An 18514-nucleotide genomic window follows, 5' to 3' on the forward strand; every position below is an offset into this window, starting at 1 on the left:
GATCAACTCGTTCCTTTGGTAGGCCTTAACTCATGCGAACTTCTCAACGATTGCTGGCCGCCGTCGCCGTGGCCGTCGCCGTCCTCGGCGGCGCGCCACCGGCGTCGGCCGCCACCCCGCCACCGGCAACCATCACCGCGACGCCACCCCAGCAGACCGACTGCGCCTCCGCGGTCGCGAAGCTGCCGAAGCTGGCGGCCGCGGGCGTTCCCGACGTCGAATGCGCCGAGCTGCGTGCCCACCCGACGGCCAGGGCCATCGTGAGCCTGGTGTCGAAGGCGCCGGACGGGCTGCCGAAATGGTGCCTCCGCCGGGCCTTCACCGGCTGGTGGGCCACCGAGACCCAGGCGTGTTCCATCCAGGACTGGTTCCTGAAGGTCTACGACACCACCACCGCGCAGGTGGTCGGCACCATGGGCTTCCTGGTCTTCAACCTTTCCAGCCCGGCCACCGGCGACGATGCCTGGCAACAGCACGTGATCATCCGGTCGTACGGGCAGACCGGCTCCGCCGTCGGTACCGGCGTCTGGGGCCTGGCCTTCTGCGACGGAAACTGCGATCTGGACGGTCTGGAATTCCCGACTCAGAAGCTGACCTACGGAGCCGACGTCACCGGCGACGCCACCTTCTTCTCCTGGGGGGCCGGCAGCTTCGAATCGTCCGTGACCTTCCTGCTCACGAACCCGGGCTGGTTCACCCCGGGCATCTTCTCGACGATCGCATCGCCGCGGGGGCAATGCGACGACGCCAACAACTGCACGTTCGTCTAGATCTACAGGCTTTCCTCCGCGGTCCGCAGGGCCGCGGTGCGAGCGGCGTCGGCTCGGACCCGCCACGAGGTGATCTCCTTGATCGCGGTTTCGAGCTGGCGCTGCAACCCGCGTAACGGCTGCTCGGCCGCCCGCCCGCGCCGGTTGAGCGCGCCCGAGTCCAGCCGGGGCTCGACCGGCCGCCGGCCGCCGGTCACCTCGGCGACCGTCCGGGCGGCCTGGGCGATCGAGCGGCGCAGCCGGGGCACCGATTGCTGCACCTCGGCGGCCAGCTCGTCGAACCGCCGGCGGGCGAACTCGGCCTCGTGCCAGGTCGCGGTGTCCTTCTCGCCGCTCGGCCGGCGGGCGCTCTGAGCCGGCCTGGCCAGCGCCGAGCCGATCTGCTCGCGCACCAGCTCGCAGGAGCGCAGCGCCTTGTCACACTCATTGATCGCGGCCAGCACCCGCCGGAAGAACTGGTCATCGCGGCGGAGGATGGGCTCGAGCAGCTCGTCCATCCGGGTGGCGTACTTCGCGTAGCGTTTCGAGGCCTCCTCCACCTGCGACTGCGCCGTCTTACCGGCCCGCCGGGCCGCCCGGAACCGCCGCGAGCGGCCCTCGTCGACGCTTAACAACCCGCCCAGCACGCGGTCGCGCCAGTCGGTGCCGGAGCGGGAGTCGCCGGCCTGCTGCTCGGCGTCGGCCAGCGCCAGCCGGGCCGCCGCCAGCTCGGACCGGGCGGCCCGCAGCAGGGCCAGGTGGGGCGCGAGAAGGGTGCGATCGCGAGGAGTCAGCACTCTCTCACCGTAGTGGCTCGGTTACGGCACCATCCAGCCCAGAACCGGGGTGCCCTGCAACGTCACCAGCACGCACATGATCAGCACCAGCACGATGCTCCAGCCGATCACCCGGCGGAAGATGTCACCCTCCTTGCCGGACATGCCGACCGCGGCCGCCGCGATCGCCAGGTTCTGCGGGCTGATCATCTTGCCGAGCACGCCGCCGGACGAGTTGGCCGCGGCCAGCAGCACCGGGTCGAGGCCGGCCTTCGTCGCGGTCTGCACCTGCAGGGCGCCGAAGAGCGCGTTCGACGACGTGTCCGACCCGGTCACGGCGACCCCGATCCAGCCGAGGATCGACGACAGGAAGACGAAGAAGCCGCCGGTCGCCGCGAGGAACTCGCCGAGCGTGTTGGTCTGCCCCGACTGGTTCATCACGTAGGCGAGCGCCAGCACCGCCATCACGGTGACGATCGCGTGCCGCAGGCTCCAGTAGGTCTCCCCGTAGGCCCGCACTGCCCGGCCTGCGCCGACCCGCAGCACGATCGCCGTGATGATCCCCGCGAAGATCATTAGCGTGCCCGCCGCCGGCAGCCAGCCGAACGTGAAGTTGAGCGACGAGAGCGGCTTCCCGCTGGCGCCCACCACGTGCAGCCCCGGCCACGCGAACACGGTCGTCCAGGGTTCCTTGGCGAGCGCGCTCTTGATCGGCCCGATGCTCGCCACCGAGAAGATCGCAATAATGATCAAATACGGGGCGTACGCACGGGCGATCTCAGCGGGCCGGTCACTCTCCTTGACGGTGTACGCCTCCCGGCCGCCCCCGGCGCTCCGCGCCGACCCAGCCGTCACAGGCTCATCGCGCCCGCCGGCACTGCGGCTCCCAACCGTGGCTTTCCGAGCGCGGCCGGGCGCCGCACTGCCGGTCGCGTCGTCACCGGGCGCCGCACCAGAGCTCGCGCCGCCTGCCGCTTCCGCGCCGGCTCCTGCGCTGCCGGTTCTTGCGCCGGCTCCTGCGCTGCCGGTTCTTGCGTCGGCTCCTGCGCTGCCGGTTCTTGCGTCGGCTCCTGCGCTGCCGGTTCTTGCGTCGGCTCCTGCGCTGCCGGCCTTCGCGTTGGTGGTTTCGGCGCTGCCGGCCCTCGCGTTGCTGGCTGCTCCGGTGTCGGCGGTTGCGGCGCCTCGTTCTTCGGCGGTCGCCTCCGCGTGGAGCGGCGGGATCTCGGCGGGCTGCCAGACGCGCAGGAGCAGGACGACCGCGGCCGCGGCGAACAGTGAGGCGATGATGTCGGTGAGCGCGACCGAGATGTAGTTGGAGGCCAGGAACTGCGCCACCGCGAACACCACGCCGGCGACCGCGGCGGCCGGCCAGGTCTGGCGCATGCCGCGGCGGCCGTCGATCACCGCGACCAGGATCAGCGGGACGATCACCGCCAGCAGCGGGGTCTGCCGGCCGACCATCGCGCCGAGCGTGTCGGCGTTGAGGCGTGGATCGTCACCGGCGCCGGACGCGACCGTGCCGAGCGTGGTGATCGGGGTGGCGAGCGCACCGAACGCGACCGGGGCGGTGTTGGCGATCAGCGCCACGGCGGCGGCCCGGATCGGCGGGAAGCCCAGCGCCATCAGCATGACCACGGTCACCGCGACCGGTGTGCCGAAGCCGGCGAGCGCCTCGAGCAGCGCGCCGAAGCAGAACGCCACGATGATCGCCTGGATGCGCATGTCCGGGCTGACCCGGGCCATCGACCGGCGCAGCACGTCGAAGTGGCCGCTGACCACGGTCAGGTTGTAGACCCAGATCGCGTTGAGCACGATCCACAGGATCGGGAAGAACCCGAACGCCGCGCCCTCGGTGGCCGACAGCAGCGACTGGCCGACCGGCATCGAGTAGACGACGATCGCCACCACGAGCGCGACCACGAGCGAGATGACCCCGGCGAGCCAGGCACGCATGCGCAGCGCGCCGAGCAGCACGAAGAGAGTGAGCAGGGGGAGCGCCGCGAAGATCGCGGAGGCCCCGATCGAGTCGGCCACCGGGTCGGTCACGATGCGGAACTGATCCACCATGTTGACCATCCAGATCTATCGATCTCTTTCCCGGAATCTACCTGTGACCGGCGTCATAGGTAAGGGGTCAGGCCCTGGAGCATCAGAGTCGCCCGTCGGCAGTTCCATCCCTATTTCCGGAATTGCGGGGCCTCGACTCGTGCCCGAGACACCAACTCCCAGGATTTCGGGCCCTCCGCTCGCGCCGAGACACCAACTTTCAGGATTTCGGGCCCTCCGCTCGCGGCGAGACCCGACCTTGTCGCCGGGCCGGTAGCGGCGTGATCGGCTCGGCCATGCAACCGGCCGGGCGTGCGCGGCGGAACTGCCGTTGTTTTGCGGGGCGGCCTCAGCCGTACTGCTGCGATAGGTTTTCGGTCGTGGGGGTCAGCGCTTTTGTGCATTGCCGCTGCTGGCGGGACGGGGTGGCGGTGGCGCCGCCGGGGATCGGGCCGATCGGCTTCGACGAGAGCGGGCGGCTCGGGCTGCTGGTGCCGTGGAGTCGCGACAATGCGGACGAGCACGGCGCCGTCGAGGACTGGCTGCGGAACGGGTGTTCGCATCCGGACATGGAGTTTCTCGACGAGCAGATCGGCGCCTGGGCCGCGGTGCATTATCTCGCGGAGGCCCTGGTGGGGGCGGGCGCGGCGAACTTTCCGGTGCTGCTGCGGCACCTGCCGAAGACCAACGACGGCTGCATTCCCGCCGCGGCGGTGCCCGCGGTCCTGGCCGAGCTCGACTTCTTCGAGAGTTCGGCCCGGCTCGCCGACGAGATCGTGCTGGTCGACGAGGCCACCGGTGACGCGCTGTATGGCTACCTCAAGCGCCATCACGGTGTGTTCTCGTGGGGGCGCTACGACTTCGGGGTCGACCCGGCCGGTTTCTTCGTCGTCGATCGTGCGGAGCCGCCGGTCACGCTGTTCCGGGCGATGCGGTTCGAGCAGCGGGTGCTGCCCGGCGGCGAGTTGGAGCTGACCGGCGACGGGCGCCAGGTCCGCCTGGCGACGACGCCGGTCGCCGGCTTTCTGCCGGTGCCGCCGCAACGGCTCGCGGTGCGGGTCCGGCCGCGCTCGGCGGCGGACTTCCGCCTGGTGGCCGTGCTGCGGCGGCTCGGTGCGGCCGCGCTGACGACCGGCAATCCGATCGGGTGGACCTGACCGCGACCGATCAGAGGGCCCGCGCCTGCTGCTCGGGGGCGTAACGGGTGAGCGTCAGCTGCTCGATCACGCTGATCAGGGTGTAGAGCAGGATCGAGGCGACCGTGACGATGGTGACGCCGGTCCACATGCGGTCCAGTTCGAACGTCGTCACCGACGCCAGCATCATGTAGCCGAGGCCCTTGCCGGTGGCCAGCCACTCGGCCAGCAGAGCGCCGACCAGGGCCAGCGGCGCCGCCACGCGCATCGCGGCGAACAGCGCCGGCAGTGCGCCGGGGAGCTGGACGCGCAGCAGGGTGGCGTAGGGGGAGGCGCCGTAGGCGTGCATCAGGTCCATCGAGGAGCGGGGGACCGCGCGCAGGGCCAGCGAGACGTTCACCAGGACCGGGAAGAACGTGACGATCCCGGCGATCACCGTGACCGCCAGCAGGCCGCGGCCGAAGATCAGGGCGATCAGCGGGGTCATCGCGACCAGCGGGACGGCTCGCAGGGCCATCGCGATCGGCAGCAGCGTCTGCTCGACCGGCCGCCACAGGGCGAAGGCCAGGGCGGTGACCAGCGCGGCCACGGTGCCGCCGAGCAGGCCGATCGCCGCGTCCAGGGCGGTGACCTTGCTGGCCTCCCAGAGCAGTGTGCGCTCGGGGCCGTGGGTCGGGTCGGTCAGGTATTTCCAGACGTCCAGCGGGCCGCGGGTCAGGAACGGGTCGAGGTGGAAGCCCTTGACCAGCAGTTGCCAGACGCCGCAGATGACGGCGATCGAGAGGACGGCGCCGCCGACCCCCTTGACCAGGCGGAGCAGTGCGCGCCGGCCGGTGGTCATTTCGCCGCCCACGGGGTGAGGGTGCGGCCCACCAGGGCGGTCAGGGCGTAAGCCGCGCCGGACAGCGCGGTCGCGATCAGGGCGATGCCCCAGGTCCGTTCGACCGCGAAGCTCTGCTGAGAGTTGATCATTGCTACTCCTAGGCCGGACTCGGCGCCCAGGTACTCGCCGATGATCGCGCCGAGCATGGCGGCGGGGGCGGCGATGCGCAGGCCCGCGAAGAGGCTCGGCAGCGACGCGCGGAGGCGGATCTTCCACAGCTGGGACCACTTGCCGCCGCCGTAGGCGCGGACCAGGTCGAGGCTGGTCCGGTCGGCGCTGCGCAGGCCGACCAGCATGCCCACCAGGGTGGTGAAGATGACCGAGATGGCCGCCAGGATGACCTTGGAGGTGTCGCCGTTGAACAGAATGGCCAGCACCGGGCCGATGGCGATCACCGGGAGGCAGTAGCTCACCAGCGCCAGCTGCATGCCGGCCCGCTCGATCACCGGGAACTGCACCAGGAACAGGGCCAGCACGATCGCGATGGCGTTGCCCCACAACCAGCCCTGGCCGGCTTCGCTCAGGGTGGCCTTGATGTTGGGCCAGTAGAACGACCAGCCGTCATGCCCGAGCTGGCTGAGGATCTTGGTGGGCGGCGGGACGGCGCGGCTGTCCGCGAACACCGTGCGGCCGACGATCTCCCAGACGATCAGCAGGGCGAGCAGGCCGACGGTGCCGTAGAGCCACCGGGGTCTGGTCATCCGACCTTTTCCTTGTCGTCTTCCTTCTCCGCGTCACTGCCGAAGAGCAGCGCGCTCAGCTGGTCCTCCAACTCGTGGAAGCGGGCGGTGCGCATCATCTCCGGGGTCCGCGGCCGGGGCAGGTCGATCTCCACCTGGGCGACGATCCGGCCCGGCCGGGCGCTCATCACCGCGACCGTGTCGGCCAGGAAGACGGCCTCCGCGATCGAGTGGGTGACCAGCAGCGTGGTGGTGGCCCGCTCGGTCCAGATGCGCTGCAGCTCCAGGTTGAGCCGCTGCCGGGTCATCTCGTCGAGTGCGCCGAACGGCTCGTCCAGCAGCAGGATGCGCGGCTCGACCACCAGCGCGCGGGCGATCGCCACCCGCTGGCGCATGCCGCCGGACAGCTGCGCGGGGCGGGCCTGCTCGAAGCCCTCCAGGCCGACCAGCTTGATCAGGTCGGCGATGGTCCGGTCGTCCACCTTGACCCCGCTGACCTCCAGCGGCAGCCGGATGTTGGCGACCACCGACCGCCACGGCAGCAGCGCCGCGTCCTGGAACGCGATGCCCAGGTGGTGGTTGCGGCGGGTGGCGGCCGGTTCCTCGCCGTGCACGAACGCCTCGCCGGACGTGGGTTGCTCCAGGTCGGCGAGGATGCGCAGGATTGTCGACTTGCCGCAGCCGGAGGGGCCGAGCAGCGCGACGAACGCGCCGGCCGGGGTGTCCAGATCGACGCGATCGAGGGCGGTGACGGTGGACCGGCGGATCGTGAACTGCTTGGTGAGCTCCCGCAGCACGATCCCCCGGCCCTCCTCGGTCAGGACGTCCCCTTGAGGCTCGGGTTCTCCGTGTAGATCTCGGTGATGAGCGACATGTCGAACAGCTTGTCCTTGGTGATCGTGGTGCCACCCAGCGCCAGCGTCTTGATCGTCTCGTCGATCAGCTCGTCGGTGATGGTGAAGAGGCCGTTCTTCTTGGTGTCGTCGGTCGAGACCACGGTGTTCTGCGCGGTCGACTCGAGCACCTGCTCGGCCTCGTCGAGGCCCAGGTCCTTGCCGTACTTGGTGGCGGCCAGGTTGGCGCCCACCTTCGGGTCGGCGACCGAGTCGGTCCAGCCCTTGATGTCGCCGATGATGGCGGCCTTCAGCTTGTCGCGGTCGGAGGTGAGCGTGGACTTCTTCACCACGTAGACCTCGGAGACCATCGGGTAGCCGTGGTCGTTGAGCAGCATCACCGCGGTGTCGACGCCCTTGGTCTTGAGCAGGTTGGGCTCGTTGGTGAAGAACGAGAACCAGCCGTCGACCTCCTTGGACACCAGCGGCGACGGGTCGAACTGGGCCGGCACCTTGGTGACCTTGCTCGGGTCGATGTTGTTGGCCTTGAGGAACGCGTTCCACACCGGCTCGTTGGTGGCCTGCACACCGATCTTCTTGCCGATCATCTCCTGCGGCGAATTGATCGGCGCCGACGCCAGGCTCATGATGCAGAACGGGTTCTTCTGGTATTGGGCACCGACGATCACCAGGTCGGCCCCCTTGAGGATGGCCGCCGCGGTGATGTCCGGCGACGAGATCCCCAGCAGCGCCTTGCCGGACGCGACCACGGCGTCCTGGCTGACGTTCGGACCGCCGGCCATCAGGTTGACCGAAGTGAAACCGGCGGCCGTGTAATAGCCCTTGGTGTCCGCGATGTAGGCGCCCGCGAACTCCACGTTCTTCACCCAGGACAGCTGGTAGTTGAGAGCCCCGAAGCTCTTCGCGCCACCGGACGCCGACGACGACGGCGAGGAGGAGTCGTCGTCACCACAGGCGGCGAGAAGGACCGAGCTGGCCCCGAAGAGAGCCAGGCCGGCGCCACCGCGAAGCAGGGAACGCCGATTTATATATGAGGTCACGCTGAAGCTCGCTTTCCCTGGAGAGGGCACGACGCTAACCAGGGCGTGTTTCACCCGAGTTTCCGGGAAAATCCCAGCGTGTGGCGGCTTTCTCGGCCAGGTTTCAGCTCTTGAAGGTCACCTCTGCGGTATTGGCCGTGCCGCCGCTCCGGCCCGGGGCCCGGTGGAATTTCCAGTAGAGGTTGGTGTGCGCGATCACCTTGTCGGGGGCGGGCGCGCCGTATTCCGACAGGTCCTCGGTCGTGTGGGCGTCGGCCACCAGGGTCACGTCGTAGCCCCGGGTGATCGCGCCGTGCAGGGTGGAGCGGATGCACTCGTCGGTCTGGGCGCCGGAGACGTAGAGGTGGCCGGCCTCGCGGGCGGCCAGGACCTCCTCGAGCGTGGTCTCCTCGAAAGAATCCGGCCAGCGCTTGTGGATCAGGGGCTCGGTGCCGGCCCGCCTGAGCTCGGGCACGTATTGCCAGCCTTCGGAGTCGATCGGCATGTCGTCGCTGCTGTGCTGGACCCAGATGACCTCGACGCCCGCGTTGCGCGCGAGGGCGACCAGGTCGGAGATGTTGGCGACGATGCGGTCGCGGTCGTGGGCGCTCGCCACCACGTCGTTCTGCACGTCGATCACCAGCAGGGCGCTGTTGGGGCGGTTCTCCAGCGTGGTCATGACGGCGACGCTAGACCGGGGGTACGACAATTTTCGATCGGTAAACTGCGGCGCCAAGAGGGGGAGAGATATGGACACGCCCTACCTGTTGGTTGACGTCTCGATCGCCATCGCGCAGTACCAGCGGATCGCCGCCGCGTTCCCCGGCACGCCGGTTTACTACGCCGTCAAGGCGAACCCCGAACCGACCCTGCTCATCCAGCTGGTCGAGGCCGGCTGCCACTTCGATGTGGCCAGCCGCAACGAGGTCGACCTGGCCCTGCGGGCGGGCGCGCATCCGTCCACCCTGTCCTTCGGCAACACCATCAAGAAGGCCGAGGACATCGCGTACGCGTACCGGATGGGTGTCCGGACCTTCGCCTTCGACAGCCTCGGCGAGTTGGAGAAGCTCGCCGAGCACGCGCCCGGATCGGCGGTCGTCTGCCGGGTGCTCGCCTCCAGCAAGGGCGCGCGATGGCCGTTGAGCCGCAAGTTCGGCTGCGCGCCGGAGATGGCGGTCGACCTGATCCGCTACGCGGCGGCGCACGGCCTCGACCCGGCCGGCATCTGCTTCCACGTCGGCTCGCAACAGCTCGACCCGGGACGATGGGAGCCGAGCATCGCCCAGGCGGCGGCCATCTTCGAGCGGCTGGCGGCCGACGGGATCACGCTGCGCCTGCTCAACTGCGGCGGCGGCTTCCCGGTCGACTATCAGACCGAGGTGGCCCCGATCGAGAAGTATGCCGCGGCCATCGACGCCGCCGTGGCGAGTCACTTCCCGGTCCGGCCGGCCCTGATGATCGAGCCGGGCCGCTACATCGCCGCCCCGGCCGGCGTGCTGCACACCGAGGTGGTGCTGGTCTCCCGCAAGTCGTACGCCGACGAGCCGCGCTGGGTCTATCTGGACGTGGGCCGGTTCGGCGGGCTGGCCGAGACCGAGGACGAAGCCATCGAATATCGCCTGACCACGCCGCACGACGGCGCCCCGGTGGCCCCGGTCGTGCTGGCCGGCCCGACCTGCGACAGCGTCGACATCCTCTATCAGAAGGCGCACTACGAACTGCCCCTGGCGCTGCGCCCGGGCGACCGCGTGCAGATCCACGGCACCGGCGCCTACACCGCGACCTATGCGTCGGTCAGCTTCAACGGCTTCCCGCCGCTGCGCACGGTCTGCCTGGGAAATTGACGGTCGTGGGTCCCACTCCTTAGGCAGATCGTCTTACAGTGTGCCGGTGGATCTGCTGCCGACCTCCGAGGAACAGGCCTACCGCCTGCTGGTGCGGATGGCGGGCGCCGGCGTGCACGAGTTCGCGGAGCGGGCCGCGGTCGGGCCGGAGCAGGCTCGTGCCCTGCTCGAAGCCCTGCACCGGCGCGGGCTCGTGACGGCCGGTCCGGACTACCGTGCGCTGCCACCCGACGTCGCGCTCGGCGAGGTGCTCCTGCGCGAGCAGGAACACCTCGAGTCGGCGCGGCACATGGTGGCCACGCTCAGCGAGGAATATCGCAGCAACACCCGCTGGCGCAGCTCCGAGCACCTGATGGAGATCGTGGTCGGCGCGCCCGCGCTGCGCGAGCGGCTGCGCGAGATGCAGGATTCGGCCAAGGAGGAGATCCTCTGGTTCTGCCGGGCCAACCCGATCGCCATGGAGGGCCCGGAGAACGCCGAGGAGACGCCGGCGCTGACGCGCGGCGTGCGCTATCGCGCGATCTACGAGCGGGCGCTGCTCGAGACGCCCGGCGAGTTGGCGAGCATCGTCGACGCGGTGAGTCTGGGCGAGCAGGCGCGTACGCTGCCGGTTCTTCCGGTCCGCCTGGCCATCGCCGACCGCAACCTGGCGATCTGCCCGCTCGTCCCGGACGCCGTGCGCGGCGGCGGGCAGCCGACCGCCGCGCTGATCCGCGCCTCCGAGCTGCTCGACGCCCTGGTCGCGTTGTTCGAGAGCTACTGGGAGCGGGCGACGCCGGTGGTCGGGGAGTCGACCGACCAGCCGGACCGGTTGCTGCTGTCGCTGCTGGTGGCGGGCATGCCGGACAAGTCGATCGCCACCCACCTCCAGGTGAGTAAGCGGACCGTGCAGCGCCGCCTCGACCGCCTGATGCTCGTGGCGGGCGTGGACAGCCGGGCCGGCCTGGCTTTCCAGGCGGCGAAGCGCGGCTGGCTCTGACCGTAGTCGCACAGCGGGATCATGACGGTCCTCCCGTGTCGTGTGGGGCGGGCGGTTCAAATTTTGAGGACACGAGCTCGGCTGCCAAAGGCCTGAACGTGCCGCACAAGCGCCATGGCGCTATGTGGACAGGGTCGTCATGACTCAGCGTCGACCAGAAGCTTGCGGAGCAGATCGGCGAGTACCTTCCGCTCCTCGATGGTCAGCGGTTCGAGGAGCCGGTTCTCGCCTCGGCTCTCGGTGCCGGCGTGCCGCTCGAACGCCGCGTACCCGGCGTCGGTGAGCCGCACCTCGACCCGGCGCCGGTCGCCACCCGGGTGGGTGCGGGTGATCAGGCCGGCCGCCTCGACACTGGCGAGGCGGTTGGACAGCGCCCCGCGGGTCAGCCCGAGCAGGTCGGCGAGCTGGGACGGGCTGGCCGCGTAGGGCGGGCCGAGCCGGCGCAGGTTCAGCAGGATCTTGAACTGCCACAGCTTGAGGCCGCCCTCGGCGAGGGTCTCCCGGCGGTACTGCGCGGCATAGCGGGTCAGGGTGTGCAGCCGCGCGAAGATCGCCTCGGTGAGCGGGTCGAGCCAGTCGTGCTCGTGCTGCCAGAGCTCGACATGACGGTCCACTGAGTCGCGCACTCGGTCCCCCTGGGTAGTTTTCTTGTGGATAGTTTTTCGGAAAACTACCGTCCCGGCCATGACTGACAACGGGGCAACGATCGCGGTGGACGCATTGGTGGCAGCGGCCCGGGAGCTGGCCAACGCCGGGCGATGGCAGCAGGGCCTGGCGCTGCTGGACGCGGCGGCCACGCCCGATCGGGCGGCACTCGATCGGTCGGTACTCGATCGGTCGGCACTCGATCGGGCGGCACTCGATCGGGCGGCGGCGGAGGTGGCGCTGGCGGCGGAGTGGTTCGCCGACTCCGATGAGGCGGGTAAGCGGATCGCCGCCTGCGCCGGGCAATCCGGCTGGGAGGCGGAGTCCCTCCGGGTGCGGTACGACTACTCCCGGCTGCTGCACGAGGGCGACGAACTGCGGCTGGGCCCGTGGGGCAAGGATCCGGCGGCCATCGCCGAGATCGGCCGGCAGGCGGTGGCCCTGCGGGAGCGGGCCGGCACCGAGACGCAGCGCGGCTGGTCGGAGATGTACCTCGGGTGGATCGCGGACAACCTGCGGGCCGAGCGGGACGTGGCGCCGGCGCACTACGAGGCAGCATTGGCCGCGGCCGCCGGCGACGACCTGCTGGCCCGGGAGGCGCTGCGGCATCTCGGCGACCACGACCACGACGACGGCGACTACGAGAGCGCCCGGCGCCGCTGGGAGCGGGCCACCGAGCTGGGCGCGGCCGCGGGCGCGGTGCCCGGCACGCTGTCCCAGCAGTTCCTGCTCGCGGCGCTGCATCGGAAGGCGGGCGACGAGGCCGGCGCCCGGGCCCTCGCCACCGAGGTGGCCCGCTGGTCGGCGGCGATCGGCGCGACCCGCCTGCACGCCCAGGTGGCCGCCTTCCTGGCCGGCGCCGACCCCCTGGCCGAACCGGAACACGACTAACGTCTGGGCGTGGGTGTTCATCGACTTTCCCGGGCGGAAGCGCGGCGGATCGCGGTGCGGGCGCAGTTGCTCGACGCGGCCCGGCCGGACGGGCTGCTCGATCTGGTGCACGGGCTGACGCTGCTGCAACACGACCAGACCGCGGCGGTCGCGCCCAACGCGCACCACATCGCCTGGAGCCGGCTCGGCCCGGCCTATTCGCCGGCCGACCTGACCCGGGCGTTGGAGTCGCGCGAGCTGCTCGACCTGCGGGGCCTGATCCGGCCGGCCGGCGACATGGCGCTCCATCTCGCCGAGATGGCGGCCTGGCCGGGCGACTCGTCCTGGCGGGCGGCGATGCTGGAGTGGGTGCGGGCGAACGACGCCTGCCACCGCGACATCCTCCGCCGGCTGGAGGCGCAGGGGCCGACCGCGGCGAAACAATTGCCGGACACCTGCGTCGTGCCGTGGAAGTCGACCGGCTGGACCAACGACCGCAACGTGCTGCAGATGCTCGAGATCATGATCGCCCGCGGCGAGGTGGCGGTGTCCTCGCGCCTTCGCGGCGAGCGGCAGTTCGACCTGGCCGAGCGGGTCTACCCGGCGATGACCGCGGTGCCGTTGGAAGAGGCGCGCCTGCTCCGGAACGAGCGGCGGCTCGGCGCCCTGGGCATCGCCCGCGCCCGCGCGGCGGAAACCATGATCGAGCCGAACGGCGTGGGCGAGGCGGGGGAGGAGGCGGTCATCGACGGGGTGCGCGGCAAATGGCGGGTCGATCCGGCTCAGCTGGACCAGCCGTTCGAGGGCCGGGTGGCGCTGCTGTCCCCGCTGGACCGTCTCGTCTACGACCGTAAGCGGATGGTCGACCTGTTCGAGTTCGACTACCAACTGGAGATGTACAAACCGGTGGCCAAGCGCCGCTGGGGTTACTGGGCGCTGCCGATCCTCGACGGCGACCGTCTGGTCGGCAAGGTCGACGCCACCGCCGACCGCAAGGCCGGGGTGCTGCGGGTGGACGCGATCCACGAGGACGAGCCGTTCGACGAGACCGAGGTGGTCCGCGAGATCGAGTCCCTGGCCGAGTGGCTTGGCCTGGAGGCGGCGGGCTCGATCGCCGTTTAGGAGAGCCCGCGCAAGACGAAGCCCAGGCGACGTTCGTAGTCGGCTCGGGACTGGTGCGGGCACGCCCGTACGATCGCGCCCCGCTCGAGAATCAGATGAGTCAGGTCTTCCGGGGTGAGGTCGGCGCGGATCGCGCCGGCCGCCTGCGCGTCACGCAGAAGGCCACGGGCGAACTCGCAGGCGTGGTCGCACAGCATGCTCAGCGGCTCGGAGTCGGGCAGCGCCCGCATCAGGACGTCGTTGGCGGCCGGCTCGTCGAACTGGAGCAGCCAGATGCGGCGCAGGTAGAGCTCGAGCCGGGGCAGCGGCTCGTCGAGGGCCTCGACCTCCTCGACGATGGCCCGGATCCGCTCGGCCACCAGCTCGTCGACGACCGCGTCGATCAGGCCCCGGCGACTGCCGAAACGGTGATAGATGGTGCCTTTGCTGACGCCTGCGGCCCGGGCCACCTCATCCATCGGGGTGGTCAGGCCGCCGGTGCGGAAGACGTCGAGGGCGGCCCGCCGGATGCCCTCGACGTTGCGCCGCGCGTCGGCTCGAAGTGTCATGCCGGCTGGGTCGCCCGGTCCTGCCACGTCACGTCCAGCGCCTTGCGGAAGGTCTCGATCGGCTGCGCGCCGGAGATCGCCCGCTTGTTGTCGAAGACGAAGAACGGCACCCCGCTGATCCCCAGCTGGCGAGCCTGCTCGAGGTCGGCGCGGATCTCCTTCTCGTACGCCTTGGTCGCCAGCGCCGCAGCCGCCTCGGCCCGGTCGAGACCCAGCGCGGCGGCGAGGTCGGCCAGCACCGTGTGGTCGGCGAGGTTGAGGCCGTCGGTGAACTCGGCCTGGAACAGCCGCTCGACCATGACGCCCTCCTGCCCGTGGGCCTTGGCCAGGTGGATCATCCGGTGCGCGTCCAGCGTGTTGATCATCTGGGTGGACTCGAACCGGTAGTCGAGGCCGGCCTGGGCGCCGCGGGCGGCCAACTGCGCGTGCGAGGCCTCGATCTGGGCCTTGGGCATGCGGTGGTTCTCGGCGAGATAGTCGTCGGCGAGCGTGGCCTTGCCGACCGGGAAGGCCGGGTTGAGCTGGAAGCTGTGGTAGCGAACCTGCACGGCCGAGCCGTGCGGGAACTGCTCGATCGCCTCATCGAGGATGGCGTGCCCGAGGTAGCAGAACGGGCAGACGACGTCGCTCCAGACGTCGATCACGACCGGCTCGGCGGCGCGGCCGAAAACGCTGGCGGCCATCAGTCACACGTCCCGTCAGCAGCGCAAACGCCGGCGTCGTCGGCCGACTCCAACATGATCAACGGGGCGGCGACGGGCTCGGGCTCGACGGAAACCGGCTCCGGCTCGCTGTTACTTGACTCCATGGTCAAGAAGCTACCCGCAACTTGACGCCATCGACAAGATGACTGGTCGCGGGCCTTCAGCTCGGCCAGCAGGCCATCCCGGTCGGTCAGCACCTCGCCGAGGATCCGGCGGCCGACGGCGAGCAGGTCGGCCACGGCGGGGGTGCTCAGGGCGTACACCACCAGGCCGCCCTCGCGGAAGCTGACCACGATGCCGGCCCGGCGCAGCAGCGCAAGCTGCTGGGAGAGATTTGACGGCTCCACGTCGATCTCGGCGAGCAGGTCGCGGACCGGGCGCGGGCCGGCCTGCAGCAGCTCCAGCACCCGGATGCGCACGGGGTGACCGAGCATGCGGAACATCTCCGCCTTCGCCTGGTACAGCGGCACCGACATGCGGCCTCAACGCCGCACGGGCCGGATGGTTACGCACATGCAGTGATGAGTAGTTGCAGAAGTCTTCAATTCGACGGACATCATGTCCGGCTCTCCGCGGCGGCGGAGCGGCATCGTCGATCGCATGGCAGAGATGGACGTGGCACTCAAGGACGCGATGCAGATCAGCGGCGCTATCGGGGTCGCGCTCGTCGATCACACCAGCGGAATGGCGCTGGGGACCGTCGGCGGCAACAAGGATTTCGACCTCATCACCGCCGCGGCCGCCAATACCGATGTGATCCGGGCCAAGATCCGCACCATGGAGATGCTCGGCCTGGACGAGTCGATCGAGGACGTTCTGGTGACGCTCGACTCGCAATATCACCTGATCCGCCCGCTGACCGCGCGCTCCGGTCACGGGCTGTTTCTCTATCTCGCGCTTTACAAGGACCGGGCCAATCTCGCCATGGCCCGGCACCAGTTGCGCAACATCGAACGGGTCCTGGAGATCTGAGTATTACTGGACCGGGTTCCAGCCGTCGGCGCCGGCCAAATACTTCTGCGAGGTGTAGTTGGCCGCCGTCGACGCGCTCATCTGCGGGCGGTCGCTGGTGCCCTGGGTGACGCCGGCGCCACTGTTGTTGTACTCGTTGAAGCGGCACGTCTTCCACGAGAAGCCGCTCATGTCCTGCCACGCGCCGGCCTGCCGGATGTGGCTGCCGAGCGACGAGTCACGCACCAGCACCTGGCCGATCGCGTCGGTCGCGTTACCCGCGTGCCAGCAGCGGCCGAGCGCCACGGTCTGCGCCGCCGGGCCCTGCAGGGTGGACCGGGTGATCAGGATCCCGTACGTGTTGGAGGCGTTCGTCGCGGCCGCGGTGATGTAGCCGTTGTTGCTGCTCCCGCGGTCCAGCGACTTGATCGTGGTGCTGTCGATGACCAGCGCACCGTTGCCGTAGATGAAGTCGACGTCGCCCTCGATGTAGCTCTTGTAGACGTACTGCCGCACCTGCTTGCTGCCGGTCCCACCCCAGCTCAGGAACGTGTCCTGGTGGCCGAGCAGCCGCACGTTGCGATAGACCTGGCGATCGGCGCCGGCATAAAGAGCAAGAGCCTGACTGCCTATGCCGTACGTGTTGGCGATGGTCACCCCGGTGATCGTGGTGTTGGCCGCCAGGTTGAGCACGGTCGCGCTGCCGGTGGCCCCGCCGGTCGACTGCGGCACCTTCCCGGTGATCACGACGTCGGTCGCGGTGCCGGTGGCGCCCTTGATCGTGATGCCGGACTTGCCGCTGGCGATGTTGACCTGGCCCTGGTAGGTGCCGGCCTTGACCGAGATGGTGTCGCCGGAGACGGCTTTGGCCAGCGCGGCCTGGATGGTGGTGTAGTTGCCGGACCCGTCGGCGGCCACCACGTAGGTGGTGGCGGCCTGGGCGGCCGTGGCCGTCGCCACGATGGCGACGGCCGCGACGGTGAGGACGGCGAGCGTGGGACGGCGCATGGGGGACCTCCTCCGTGCCCGCGTTCCCACGAAGCCGCGAGACGGATCGACAATGGTGGATGTAACTTAGCTCAGGAAAGGCCTTACTCAAAGAACTTCAGGCTGAATCCGGTGTCGGCGGCCGTCCCTCTTCGATACGTGGTGCTGCCCCACCAGCAGAACGTGCCGGTGTACCAGTAGCGGTTGCTCCACGAGTACGGCGTGCCCTTCGGCACCGCGTGGAACATCAGCGGGAACCGCGGCCCGGCCGGCGGCGACGTGGCGATGTCGCCGTTGAGCAGCACGAACGTGTGGTGCCCCGGCCCGTTGACGTTCACCGTCGGATCCCAGCCGGCCATCATCGTGGCCCGGTTCGAGCCGAACAGGCACCCGTTCGACTTGTACCAGTCCCACACGTAGGTCGGATCGCCGCCGTTTCTGAGTCGTAGATCGGCCAGGCAATACTGGTCGCTCCAACTGCCGTTCGCCGAGTACACGACGTGCAACTGCCCGTTCGGATCCTTGATCGCCTCCGGCGCCTCGTTGATGAACGGGTTGCCGACCACTCGCTCCCAGCTCTCCCGCGGCTGCGAGATCACATAACGCGCGCCGGTCGGCGTGGCCGGATTCGCCATCCGTGCGATGTAGAGGTTCTGCTCGACGTTGGTGTCCCCCGCCCAGCCCGACCAGACGAACCAGCGCTGCGAGTTGAACGTGAACATCGTCCCGTCGATCGCCCACTTGTTGTCCGGCAGCGCCAGCTGGGTCTCGCCGCCGTAGCCGCTGTCGGCGGCGGCCGAGCTGATCACGAACATCCGGTGCGCCGACCCGCCGCCGGCCGAGAAGTAGATGTAGAACCGCCCGCCGTCGGTGACGATCTCCGGCGCCCAGACCTCGCCGCGGCTGCGGCTGTCGGTCCAGACCACCCGGGCGGTGGCTGAGGCAAGAGCATCGGTCGAGCCCGCTTGGCGTACGGCGATCCCGCCGCCCGTCGACTGCACCGAGACGTACGTGCCGCCGACGCGCAGCACACTCGGATCGGCCGCCCGCAGACTGGTCTGGGCGGCGTCGGCGCCGCGCGCGAGCACGACGGTGCCGGCCAGCACGAGCACCAGCGCACCGGCCGTGATGAGGATTTTCTTCACGGAACACATCCCTCGGGGATGGCCTCCGGCTTCGACGCCGCAAGGGGGATGGCGTCCGGCGCCGGCCGCGGCGGAGGCGGGTCGGGGAATGCGGCGCGGCCCGTGTCGAGAGCGCTCTCTCTGCCGTCAGCGTCGCGTTTACAACGATGGAAGTCAATGTCCATTCGGGCAAGCCAACTACCCGATCTTGGCGAATTCGCGCGCCGCAGGAGCACCAAATCTCCAAGATCGCGGTTGGAGCGTGGTGCGGTGCGGGGCGGGGTGCAGGCGATCTTGGTGACTTGGTGCGGGCTCCGCGCACCAACTTTCCAAGATCGCGGTTGGAGTGCGGCGCGGGGCGGGCGCAGGCGATCTTGGTGACTTGGCGCGGGTTCCGCGCACCAACTCTCCAAGATCGCGGTTGGAACGTTGTGCGGGACGGGGTTCAGGCGATCTTGGTGACTTGGCGCAGGTTCCGCGCGGCAGATCTCCAAGATCGCGACTGGAGCGCGGTGCGGGGTGCGTGGTGCGGGGTGCCAGCTACGCGATCTTGGTGACTTGGTGCAGGTTGCTCGCGGCAAATTTCCAAGATCGCGG

At 69.7% G+C, this 18514-nt stretch carries 19 protein-coding genes and 1 pseudogene; 7 read left to right on the forward strand and 13 right to left on the reverse strand.

From position 1 onward, the window contains the following. The first annotated feature begins 32 nt into the window (after window positions 1-32). Window positions 33-770 carry a hypothetical protein gene (locus AB0E90_RS21035; RefSeq protein ID WP_360407864.1) on the forward strand — a complete coding sequence of 246 codons (738 nt, stop codon included), beginning with the start codon at window positions 33-35 and terminating at the stop codon, window positions 768-770. A 2-nt stretch (window positions 771-772) separates the two neighbouring features. Here AB0E90_RS21035 and AB0E90_RS21040 read toward each other — a convergent pair whose 3' ends face one another. Both AB0E90_RS21040 and AB0E90_RS21045 read right to left on the reverse strand, forming a co-directional pair. Continuing rightward, a complete protein-coding gene (locus tag AB0E90_RS21040) occupies window positions 773-1546 on the reverse strand; it encodes a hypothetical protein (RefSeq protein ID WP_360407867.1) in 774 nt (257 codons plus the stop codon). A 21-nt stretch (window positions 1547-1567) separates the two neighbouring features. Further along, window positions 1568-3592, reverse strand: a complete 2025-nt coding sequence (locus AB0E90_RS21045; RefSeq protein WP_360407870.1) for an L-lactate permease — start codon at window positions 3590-3592, stop codon at window positions 1568-1570. Between the two features lie 359 nt (window positions 3593-3951). Here AB0E90_RS21045 and AB0E90_RS21050 point away from each other — a divergent pair, with 359 nt between their 5' ends. Then, window positions 3952-4728 (forward strand): hypothetical protein, encoded by a 777-nt coding sequence (locus AB0E90_RS21050; protein ID WP_360407873.1) that lies wholly within the window; start codon window positions 3952-3954, stop codon window positions 4726-4728. Window positions 4729-4738: 10 nt separating this feature from the next. Here the strand turns inward: AB0E90_RS21050 and AB0E90_RS21055 are convergent, their stop codons facing one another. From AB0E90_RS21055 to AB0E90_RS21075, 5 genes are all read right to left on the reverse strand, one after another. After that, window positions 4739-5560, reverse strand: coding sequence for an ABC transporter permease (locus AB0E90_RS21055; RefSeq protein WP_360407876.1), 822 nt, complete (start codon window positions 5558-5560; stop codon window positions 4739-4741). Further along, entirely contained in the window at window positions 5545-6291 is a 747-nt protein-coding gene (locus AB0E90_RS21060; protein WP_360407879.1) for an ABC transporter permease subunit, read from the reverse strand. Before AB0E90_RS21060 ends, AB0E90_RS21055 begins: the two co-directional genes overlap by 16 nt. Continuing rightward, window positions 6288-7067 carry an ABC transporter ATP-binding protein gene (locus tag AB0E90_RS21065; protein WP_360407882.1) on the reverse strand — a complete coding sequence of 260 codons (780 nt, stop codon included), beginning with the start codon at window positions 7065-7067 and terminating at the stop codon, window positions 6288-6290. Before AB0E90_RS21065 ends, AB0E90_RS21060 begins: the two co-directional genes overlap by 4 nt. A 20-nt stretch (window positions 7068-7087) precedes the next feature. After that, the gene (locus AB0E90_RS21070; RefSeq protein ID WP_360407885.1) at window positions 7088-8164 is read right to left on the reverse strand and encodes an ABC transporter substrate-binding protein; all 1077 of its coding nucleotides are present in this window, start codon (window positions 8162-8164) and stop codon (window positions 7088-7090) included. Window positions 8165-8267: 103 nt separating this feature from the next. Next, complete coding sequence (locus AB0E90_RS21075; protein WP_360407888.1) at window positions 8268-8822, reverse strand: isochorismatase family protein; 555 nt, start codon at window positions 8820-8822, stop codon at window positions 8268-8270. Window positions 8823-8892: 70 nt separating this feature from the next. Between AB0E90_RS21075 and AB0E90_RS21080 the strand changes: the two genes are divergently transcribed. Continuing rightward, window positions 8893-9987 carry a type III PLP-dependent enzyme gene (locus tag AB0E90_RS21080; protein ID WP_360407891.1) on the forward strand — a complete coding sequence of 365 codons (1095 nt, stop codon included), beginning with the start codon at window positions 8893-8895 and terminating at the stop codon, window positions 9985-9987. Window positions 9988-10033: 46 nt separating this feature from the next. Beyond that, the gene (locus AB0E90_RS21085; RefSeq protein ID WP_360407894.1) at window positions 10034-10966 is read left to right on the forward strand and encodes a helix-turn-helix domain-containing protein; all 933 of its coding nucleotides are present in this window, start codon (window positions 10034-10036) and stop codon (window positions 10964-10966) included. A gap of 137 nt (window positions 10967-11103) precedes the next feature. Here the strand turns inward: AB0E90_RS21085 and AB0E90_RS21090 are convergent, their stop codons facing one another. Next, complete coding sequence (locus AB0E90_RS21090) at window positions 11104-11592, reverse strand: MarR family transcriptional regulator (RefSeq protein WP_360407897.1); 489 nt, start codon at window positions 11590-11592, stop codon at window positions 11104-11106. A gap of 58 nt (window positions 11593-11650) precedes the next feature. Here AB0E90_RS21090 and AB0E90_RS21095 point away from each other — a divergent pair, with 58 nt between their 5' ends. Both AB0E90_RS21095 and AB0E90_RS21100 read left to right on the forward strand, forming a co-directional pair. Continuing rightward, the gene (locus tag AB0E90_RS21095) at window positions 11651-12502 is read left to right on the forward strand and encodes a hypothetical protein (protein ID WP_360407900.1); all 852 of its coding nucleotides are present in this window, start codon (window positions 11651-11653) and stop codon (window positions 12500-12502) included. Between the two features lie 9 nt (window positions 12503-12511). Further along, entirely contained in the window at window positions 12512-13603 is a 1092-nt protein-coding gene (locus tag AB0E90_RS21100) for a crosslink repair DNA glycosylase YcaQ family protein (RefSeq protein ID WP_360407903.1), read from the forward strand. Here AB0E90_RS21100 and AB0E90_RS21105 read toward each other — a convergent pair. From AB0E90_RS21105 to AB0E90_RS21115, 3 genes and pseudogenes are all read right to left on the reverse strand, one after another. After that, complete coding sequence (locus AB0E90_RS21105; RefSeq protein ID WP_360407906.1) at window positions 13600-14151, reverse strand: helix-turn-helix domain-containing protein; 552 nt, start codon at window positions 14149-14151, stop codon at window positions 13600-13602. The two genes, AB0E90_RS21100 and AB0E90_RS21105, sit on opposite strands and share 4 nt — an antisense overlap. Further along, window positions 14148-14834 (reverse strand): DsbA family oxidoreductase, encoded by a 687-nt coding sequence (locus AB0E90_RS21110; RefSeq protein ID WP_360407909.1) that lies wholly within the window; start codon window positions 14832-14834, stop codon window positions 14148-14150. The genes AB0E90_RS21105 and AB0E90_RS21110 overlap by 4 nt, the downstream gene beginning before the upstream one ends. 176 nt (window positions 14835-15010) lie before the next feature. Beyond that, window positions 15011-15331 (reverse strand): annotated as a pseudogene (locus tag AB0E90_RS21115) (metalloregulator ArsR/SmtB family transcription factor); the annotation flags it as partial. Between the two features lie 124 nt (window positions 15332-15455). On the opposite strand from AB0E90_RS21115, the gene AB0E90_RS21120 reads away from it, so the two are divergent. Next, window positions 15456-15827, forward strand: coding sequence for a hypothetical protein (locus tag AB0E90_RS21120; RefSeq protein WP_360407912.1), 372 nt, complete (start codon window positions 15456-15458; stop codon window positions 15825-15827). 3 nt (window positions 15828-15830) lie between these two features. On the opposite strand, the gene AB0E90_RS21125 is transcribed toward AB0E90_RS21120, so the two are convergent. Both AB0E90_RS21125 and AB0E90_RS21130 read right to left on the reverse strand, forming a co-directional pair. Further along, complete coding sequence (locus AB0E90_RS21125) at window positions 15831-16814, reverse strand: pectinesterase family protein (protein WP_360407915.1); 984 nt, start codon at window positions 16812-16814, stop codon at window positions 15831-15833. 83 nt (window positions 16815-16897) lie between these two features. Beyond that, window positions 16898-17938: a glycoside hydrolase family 43 protein gene (locus tag AB0E90_RS21130; protein WP_360407918.1), complete on the reverse strand. Its 1041-nt coding sequence runs from the start codon at window positions 17936-17938 to the stop codon at window positions 16898-16900. Window positions 17939-18514: the final 576 nt, after the last annotated feature.

The sequence above is a fragment of the Actinoplanes sp. NPDC026619 genome, assembly GCF_040638295.1.
GTDB lineage: Bacteria > Actinomycetota > Actinomycetes > Mycobacteriales > Micromonosporaceae > Actinoplanes.

Bases quoted from the DNA above. Each gene is read 5' to 3' on its own strand.
- AB0E90_RS21105 (WP_360407906.1), bottom strand. From the start codon at position 14,151: ATGACACTTCGAGCCGACGCGCGGCGCAACGTCGAGGGCATCCGGCGG.
- AB0E90_RS21080 (WP_360407891.1), top strand. From the start codon at position 8,893: ATGGACACGCCCTACCTGTTGGTTGACGTCTCGATCGCCATCGCGCAG.
- AB0E90_RS21060 (WP_360407879.1), bottom strand. From the start codon at position 6,291: ATGACCAGACCCCGGTGGCTCTACGGCACCGTCGGCCTGCTCGCCCTG.
- AB0E90_RS21095 (WP_360407900.1), top strand. From the start codon at position 11,651: ATGACTGACAACGGGGCAACGATCGCGGTGGACGCATTGGTGGCAGCG.
- AB0E90_RS21035 (WP_360407864.1), top strand. From the start codon at position 33: ATGCGAACTTCTCAACGATTGCTGGCCGCCGTCGCCGTGGCCGTCGCC.
- AB0E90_RS21120 (WP_360407912.1), top strand. From the start codon at position 15,456: ATGGCAGAGATGGACGTGGCACTCAAGGACGCGATGCAGATCAGCGGC.
- AB0E90_RS21110 (WP_360407909.1), bottom strand. From the start codon at position 14,834: ATGGCCGCCAGCGTTTTCGGCCGCGCCGCCGAGCCGGTCGTGATCGAC.
- AB0E90_RS21045 (WP_360407870.1), bottom strand. From the start codon at position 3,592: ATGGTGGATCAGTTCCGCATCGTGACCGACCCGGTGGCCGACTCGATC.
- AB0E90_RS21125 (WP_360407915.1), bottom strand. From the start codon at position 16,814: ATGCGCCGTCCCACGCTCGCCGTCCTCACCGTCGCGGCCGTCGCCATC.
- AB0E90_RS21075 (WP_360407888.1), bottom strand. From the start codon at position 8,822: ATGACCACGCTGGAGAACCGCCCCAACAGCGCCCTGCTGGTGATCGAC.